Origin of the sequence: Sphingomonas sp. CFBP 8760, assembly GCF_014841615.1 — a bacterium.
Classification (GTDB): domain Bacteria; phylum Pseudomonadota; class Alphaproteobacteria; order Sphingomonadales; family Sphingomonadaceae; genus Sphingomonas.
This window is the reverse complement of the sequence record NZ_JACYUG010000042.1, coordinates 1-6,929: the sequence shown is the minus strand read 5'-3', so window position 1 is coordinate 6,929 and position 6,929 is coordinate 1. Positions and strand designations below refer to the sequence as shown.

The 6,929-nt window shown below is 54.3% G+C and carries 8 protein-coding genes; 5 read left to right on the top strand and 3 right to left on the bottom strand.

The annotated features are described in order from the left end of the window. Positions 1–326 precede the first annotated feature (326 nt). On the top strand, positions 327–650 hold the full coding sequence (locus IFT82_RS20170; protein WP_192129925.1) for a hypothetical protein: 324 nt from the start codon (positions 327–329) through the stop codon (positions 648–650). Positions 651–840: 190 nt separating this feature from the next. Beyond that, positions 841–957, top strand: coding sequence for an HNH endonuclease (locus tag IFT82_RS21595; RefSeq protein ID WP_192129924.1), 117 nt, complete (start codon positions 841–843; stop codon positions 955–957). Between the two features lie 122 nt (positions 958–1,079). Here IFT82_RS21595 and IFT82_RS20160 read toward each other — a convergent pair whose 3' ends face one another. Continuing rightward, positions 1,080–1,913 carry an ATP-binding protein gene (locus IFT82_RS20160; protein WP_192129923.1) on the bottom strand — a complete coding sequence of 278 codons (834 nt, stop codon included), beginning with the start codon at positions 1,911–1,913 and terminating at the stop codon, positions 1,080–1,082. A 457-nt stretch (positions 1,914–2,370) separates the two neighbouring features. Here IFT82_RS20160 and IFT82_RS20155 point away from each other — a divergent pair, with 457 nt between their 5' ends. The 3 genes from IFT82_RS20155 to IFT82_RS20150 all read left to right on the top strand — a co-directional run bounded on the left by IFT82_RS20155 (position 2,371) and on the right by IFT82_RS20150 (position 5,480). Next, entirely contained in the window at positions 2,371–3,615 is a 1,245-nt protein-coding gene (locus IFT82_RS20155; RefSeq protein ID WP_192129922.1) for a DUF5131 family protein, read from the top strand. Positions 3,616–4,033: 418 nt separating this feature from the next. Further along, positions 4,034–4,465 carry a hypothetical protein gene (locus tag IFT82_RS20650; RefSeq protein ID WP_207105858.1) on the top strand — a complete coding sequence of 144 codons (432 nt, stop codon included), beginning with the start codon at positions 4,034–4,036 and terminating at the stop codon, positions 4,463–4,465. Positions 4,466–4,820: 355 nt separating this feature from the next. Further along, positions 4,821–5,480: a hypothetical protein gene (locus tag IFT82_RS20150; protein ID WP_192129921.1), complete on the top strand. Its 660-nt coding sequence runs from the start codon at positions 4,821–4,823 to the stop codon at positions 5,478–5,480. A 1-nt stretch (position 5,481) separates the two neighbouring features. Here the strand turns inward: IFT82_RS20150 and IFT82_RS20145 are convergent, their stop codons facing one another. Together IFT82_RS20145 and IFT82_RS20140 are read right to left on the bottom strand one after the other, a co-directional pair. Continuing rightward, positions 5,482–6,747, bottom strand: coding sequence for a recombinase family protein (locus IFT82_RS20145; protein WP_192129920.1), 1,266 nt, complete (start codon positions 6,745–6,747; stop codon positions 5,482–5,484). 51 nt (positions 6,748–6,798) lie between these two features. Then, a partial coding sequence (locus tag IFT82_RS20140) for an IS3 family transposase (RefSeq protein ID WP_192129919.1) occupies positions 6,799–6,929 on the bottom strand: 131 nt, incomplete at its 5' end.

Genomic DNA, 6,929 nt, shown 5'->3' with positions numbered 1-6,929 from the left:
AACTACTTCAGCTCCTGCGGCTATGATCCGGACTGAATGGAATCCGCTCTAACGATTTTGGCGGTGGCCTCCGGGACGGTCTCACCCCGGTCGCCGTGGTGAAGCACGATTGCGCGGCACCGGTGGCCATCATCGCGTATACTGATTTCAGAGAGTCACAGCGGTTGGTCAGACTGGCACGGGAGGCGGGGCTGTAATTTGCACTATGATCCAACCGGAATCTTGGCGTTCGTTCGATCCCGATGCATTTAATTAATGCACCCACAGTTCAAGCTATCGTAAATAGAGACGGTGGCGATGTTGCCGCCTTATAGGAAAACGATATAGTGACTGAAAATGATTTTCTTCCGGCTATACGATCAATGACCCGAGATTGTCTGCGCATCGATACTGTAATGATGGGGTGGAAGACTACAAGGCAATCTGATATTTACTGTGAAGCATTGTTTAAGCTGACTGATAAGGGCGATTATAAGGCAATGGTTACTATTAGCAATGCGGTAAGAGATTTGGTTACATTCCAGATTGAGGAAGACGAAGACGATATCGTCACGATCGCTCTCATCCACGATGGACCAGCGTTGGCCGATTGGTTGTGCTCCAACGGCTGGATGACGATCCCCGCAGAGTCCCACACAGAGCGTCTGTGACGTCCGTTAAGTACTTGTGGCCTATGGCCGTGAAAACCGTTCTACGGCCGTTTAGGGGCTGAATATCAAATGCCCAACAAGCCCCCACCTTCACCAGCCGCCCGAAGGCATCATCACAGAGGGTGGGGGGATCATCGCAGCCACGCGACCGTAGCGCCGTATACAGGCGTCTTTGCGTCACATATCAAGTATGGAGCTACTGTGCCGCTATTGCGGCTCTCACGCGCGCGTAGAGGCCACTTGGGTGGTCGATCACATCGTTGCGTTGGCGCTTGGTGGCACCAATGATCTTGGAAACTCGCGCTAGCTTGCATGCCTGAAACGATAGCAAAAGCGCAGATGAACGCCGCATCCTAGCTTGTAGCTTCGATGTTGAGAAAATCATCTGCGATCCCTCGATGACAGCCGCGATCACCAGAGCGTCGAAAGTTAGTTCTGCTTAATCAGAGTCAGCCAGTCCGTAGCGTCGGTTCTAGGGGCGGAGCGCTTCCAAACCGGTTTCAGAAGTGGCTCAAGATCGCCCTCGCGCTCAATGTCGTCATCATAGTCGAAGGCAGCGGCGACGGCTTCGAGCGTCCCCGGCGAGATCGTCGTGAGGTTGTCCCTGTTTTCTGAAAACCATTTAATCGCCGCGCTACGGCGAGCCGCCGGTCGAGATTGCGATCTACGAGGCTTCTGGCCATCCTCGACAAAATAAGTTTCTAGCAGCTTCTGATACAATGCGAGGCCAACGCTATATTCGAATAGCGCATCCCGGTCGGCAGGGACGCCACGCGGACTAACGCGGCGGAAGAGCGCATCGCCGTGGGTCAGCAATGGTTTATCCCACGCTGATCTATCAGACAGGTCCACGTTAGTCGTCACAAAGATGGGCGCTGCTATATTCACGTTGCCGTAAACCCGTTGGTATGGTTCACGGCGAGGATCGGTTGCGATTTTTAGAATATTGAGCATTCGAGACGAGCGCCAGATGACATCCGCCTCATCAAAGAAGACGGGGCGGTGACCATCCGCTTCCTCAAAGTTAGCGAGCATTTCTTTGTAATTTGATGGCTGACACTCGATAGGATTGCGCCCCTCAATCTTCAAAAGCGTAAGGGCGTGGTCCACGGTTCGGGTCTTCCCGACGCCGGTTGGTCCATACAGAAACGCTGCCCTTTTGAGGCCATCCGCAACCTCGTTGGCGCGGTGCTCCATGCTTTTCAGGGCCCGAGCCACGCGGTTCGTTTTCTCGATCTCATCCCAGCTTCGTTTCGTCCACATCGCTTATCTCGCCATATAATCAGTATTCGTGCGCGCGCACTCCCGCTCATCGGTTGGCCACGTCGTCAGAGGTGGCCGGGTATTCTAGGTATTTCAGGGAAGGCCGTCAGGGCTTCCAGTCCATGACTTGGTTCGAACTTCGTCGGATCGAGATATAGCTAAACAAATCTGGCAACGCAACAAGAATTTAGAAAATAGAAAACAACGATGCTTCACATCTATAATCAATTATAAAATCAGGCGTTAAAAATAATTTTTAGACCAAAAAATATAGGAAATCCGCCATTCGTCACACGGCTCATCGACGATAATCAATTATAAGATAGCGAGCATAAGTCCGCTGGGGTTGACGAAGTTCGATGTAAAATTCACTTCTAGGGGGTTGGACGGTTTGAAGGCAGATTCCAAGTCTGTCTGTAAAACTGTCTGGAATCGGAAAACCTTGGAGAATGTGATTATGAGTAAGATTGAGTGGACTGAAAAGACGTGGAACCCAACGGTTGGTTGTCGCCGTGTTTCGTCGGGGTGCGACAACTGCTATGCCATTAAGGAAGCAAACCGTAAGAAGACACTTTTTGCACACTACGCGAACGTTACGGAATACGATGCTGATGAAGCGCGCGTCGATTGGACCGGTGTCTTCAGTGTCGCGCCCGATAGTATTTTTGAAAAGCCTATCCGCACTCGCCAACCAACCCTGTGGTTCGTCAATTCGATGAGCGACTTGTTCGGTGAGGGCGTCACAGACGAGACGATCAAACGAGTTTTCGACATCATCGAGCGCACCCCGCATCACACATATCAGGTGCTGACGAAGCGACCGAACCGCGCGGTGAAGCTTGCCGCGCAGCTTCCATGGCCTCCGAACCTATGGATGGGCGTCTCGATTGAAAATAACAAGTATGTCGGCCGCGCCGACCTCCTTCGGAAGATTCCAGCAAAGGTGCGGTTCATCAGCGCCGAGCCGTTGCTCGGGCCTCTCCCCGATCTTGATTTTATCGATATCGACTGGATCATCGTCGGCGGCGAGTCTGGTAACTCCCAGCAGTTAGTCCGCCCGATGGAGGCCGCGTGGGCTTGTGACCTACGTGACCGGGCAGTTGCCGCGCGCACCGCTTTCTTCTTCAAACAGTGGGGTAATTTTGATGAAGTCGGTGATTGGCACCGCGCAAAGCATGACGCGGGGCGGACGCTTGATGGGCGGACGTGGGACGAAATGCCAAGAGGCGCAGAGAGGCCAGCACCAGCACCGGTGGCCACAACTCTCGCACCAGCACCAACATCCGTGGTGATCACCACACCGGCACCTGTGGTCGCCGCCGCAGTGGCAACCGACCCGCATCGCTGGTCCTCTATCGGTGAGTTCATGATCGCCCTTGCCCATGAGCATCAAGCGGAAGCATCACCGCCGAAGGTGGACGAAAAGTCGCCGCGCCTAGCATTGCGTGAACCGATTTGGTCCACTCTTCGCAGGCTAGGTCCATCACCTGCCGATCAGCTTCGAGCGGTTGTTCTACCCGCCCATGGCCTTGATCCAGCGAACGCGAGAGCGGTTAATTTCCATGCGTGGGCGCTTGTCGATCTTCAGGTGAACGGCTTCGTCCAGTCATATCACGGCAAGATCGCCGGCAAGCGTGGGCGGACCCGGACGGTGAAGCTCTACGAGGCCGTGAAGCCGCGAGTGCGCGTGCGAGCCGCATGATGAGCACCGGTGATCATGGCTCGATCATGGAGCCCAAACTCGCCTTCAGGACTGATCGTCAAGCTCGTGCTTTCATGTTTGAGTAGGGGTTATCCTATGCGGATTATCGGTTCTTCAATGACGGCGCGACAATCGCCGGTTTTATTGATCCGACGACGGATGATCCTTTCAGGATCGCCGCTTGAAAACCGCGGGCATCCTGCCTCTCACGAGAGCGTAATGAGCTACCTTCTACCGCTGGCGCTTTACCCGTAGCTTTCCGTCTCCGATGCGGCTCGGTAGATATGACGAAACACAAGTGCGAGGATGGTAGGAAGCCAGCCGCACCAGCATGGGCCGCTGGCCAACCGCCTAACGATCCAAAAATACTGATTATCAACCACGGTGGGGTGCCCCTCACCGAATGAGGAACCGTGCCATGTATTACGTCTGTGGGTCAAGAAACTCCGAAATATATACAGCGATCTTGAAACATCCGGGGATAACCCGCGAGGAGGTTAGCGGGTTGTGGTGCAATGAGGGACACGGCCACACATCGATGTGGGTTCGAACAGATATCAACCGTATGATTAGCGCTGGGATTGTCAAAGGGACCAAGACAGGGTGGTCGAGTGAAAAACTTGAAATCGCACGCAAGGTGGATATTAGAACGTATCCTCTCTACGATAAGGACGGAAACCGCGTTGTTCGTCACGATGCTACGATGCATGACGAGGAGCGCAGGGTGCGGAGGCGCAATTACATAAAGGAAAATCCGCAATTAAATATTTGGCTTGATGGAATTGGTGTTTGCTTCGATGGTCCTGATGCTGATCACGCAGAAGTGATGTTCATACTTGGCGAAAACTAATAAACCAAGATGCCGCCCGCCAACTCGTGTATCTCAAGTATATGCTGACGTGGGGTAAGCTAACGGTCCTACCACCACCGCCCGATCCTTCCGCACATTCTAACCAAATCGACATTGGGGATTGGTGGTGATCGCCAAGCATGACTAAACGAACTCATCGCCAAAAGGGGCACTAAACGAACCGTGAAGCTCTACCGCCCCGGCATCCTCGCGAGCCGTGCCACCTGCGTGGCCAATGCTCATATCCGTTCCCTACCGCTGTTGAAGGCGATCAAAGGTATGGAGGGGGGCAACGATCCCTGAAATGGTCACCAGACTGCGGGCAGGGGGTTTTACGGCCGCTCGTGGGGGTGAGGTGACCTACAACACCATTAAGCGCGTCATGGAGCGTAGCGGGCTGGAAATACCCGCCATCATCCGGCCTTCTAAATACCGGATGAACAAAACTCACGGTGTCCGCGCTCGTGTTGAGCGTTACGAAGTGTTCCGAACGCCGCTTTATTCGTTCACTCCATTGATCGATTACCAACCCGAGTGGTTCACCGGCATTGGCTACGATCCCGCCGCCGGTGATGGTCGGATGATCCGAGAGATAATGAGACGCGGCAATCCGGGGCCGCATTTCGTCGATGACATTCGAGAAGAGGAAGTGACGAGGCTTGGTGATTGTGGCACGGTCACAAACATCGGTTACCTATCCATGGTCGATCTTCCGCGCTGTGACTATCTCGTGACAAATCCACCGTTCACACTAGCGATGGAATTTGTTGAGAAGGCCAAGACGCATATCAGCGGCCCTATCTGTATCCTCCAATCAATAGCATGGCAGGCGACCAAAAAGCGAAGCGAATGGCTGCGTAAGGCTGGGCTTGCTTATGTGCTCAACCTTCCGCGTCGCCCTAAATGGGAAGTCGATACCAAGGATCATGTGGCGAACAATATGCGGGATTTCGCGTGGTTCGTGTTTCTCCCCGACCACACCGGGGAGACGGTGATGGATTGGTTAGTGGAGTAGGTCACTCCGCTTTTGCCCGACGCCTTACATACGCCTTCGATCCTGCCGCTTGGTCGGGGATTAGATCATTCTCATAGGTGATCTCACCGTCTTCCATCCGCATCACCCGACCATAACCGGGGCCAACCGTAGGATCGACCATGGTAAGGTCGATATCATCAATGATCTCACCAGCGTGGTTGATCCCAATGCGCCGCATACGGTCAACCAGCATGACGGCGACGTTCCCCGTCTCTTTAAAGAATTTGATGGATTCGATGATGTCAGCGAGCGCCTGTTTGACCTTCAAACGAGCTTGATAACGGATATCGGGATCATCATCCCACATCATGCCTTGCACTTCCGACACGCGGCGAAGGTGTTCGGCGGGCGATACCTTGCCGCGTGCTTGCGAAAGATCGTTCTCCGCTTTGGCGAGCGCCAACTTGGCCGTATCAAGCTCGATCTCGCGTTGTTGATAACGAACTATCGCAGCCTTATTACCGCTCTCGACCACATCGAGCAGGTTATTAAGCTTGCGTTGAAGCTCACCCACCGCCGCTTTGGCACCGTAGACCGCACCTTCAAGCGCCGCCGTCTCACCATTGTCGCTTGCAAAATGCTGATCATCCATTGCGTGGTTTAGGATCGCATCAAGTAGAGGCCCTTCAACACGATCATAAGTCCATCCACGAGCGTTATCGCAGGTTTTGGCCACCTTGCTGGCGGTGCAATATAAGAAATAGTGGCGGCGTTTCTCGCCTTTCTTGTTGATGAAGTAAGCAGCCGAACCCAAGGCGGACATTTGACCACCGCACGATCCGCACCGCGCACGGGTGCCAAGCAGGTTTGACAGGCCGCGCCCTCGCCCTTGGTGCTTCAAGGCATCTTTGATGCGTTCCTCATTCGCCCGCGCAAAAGTCGCCGGATCGATGATGCGCGGATAGTAATCCTCAATCGGTTCACCGGCTGGTGCAGGCTCACCCTTGCGCGGTCGAGTGTAGGGTTGCCACTCCCCCATAACCGCACGGTTGCGCAGCACTCGACCCACATAGGTCGCGCTCCACATCTTCGGCGCTGCCCGCTTACCGGCATCAAGCTCCCATGGCGTGAAAGCCGGGTTCGTCTTCGCAAGCTCGTTGAGCTTTTGAGCGGTCATCCCCTTTCCGATCCCGGCTATCCTGTTTGAGAAGATAAGCTTCACGATTTCCAGCTTAACCGGCGGGACATACCACTCACCATCGTCGCCAAGCTCAATCCATTTGGGGCGGCGGTGGTTGCGCTGCACCGCTTCACCGTTGCGCGCATTTGAGCTGCTGCCGGTCCCATGGACACCAAGTTAGGCTACATGAGCCTGCTTCTCGAAGTCCATGGGGCTGAGATAGCCCAAGGTCGAGTGCCTGCGCGTGGGATTGTAGAAGCATTCGATGTAATCGAACACGTCCTGCCTTGCCTGATTGCGCGTGCGGT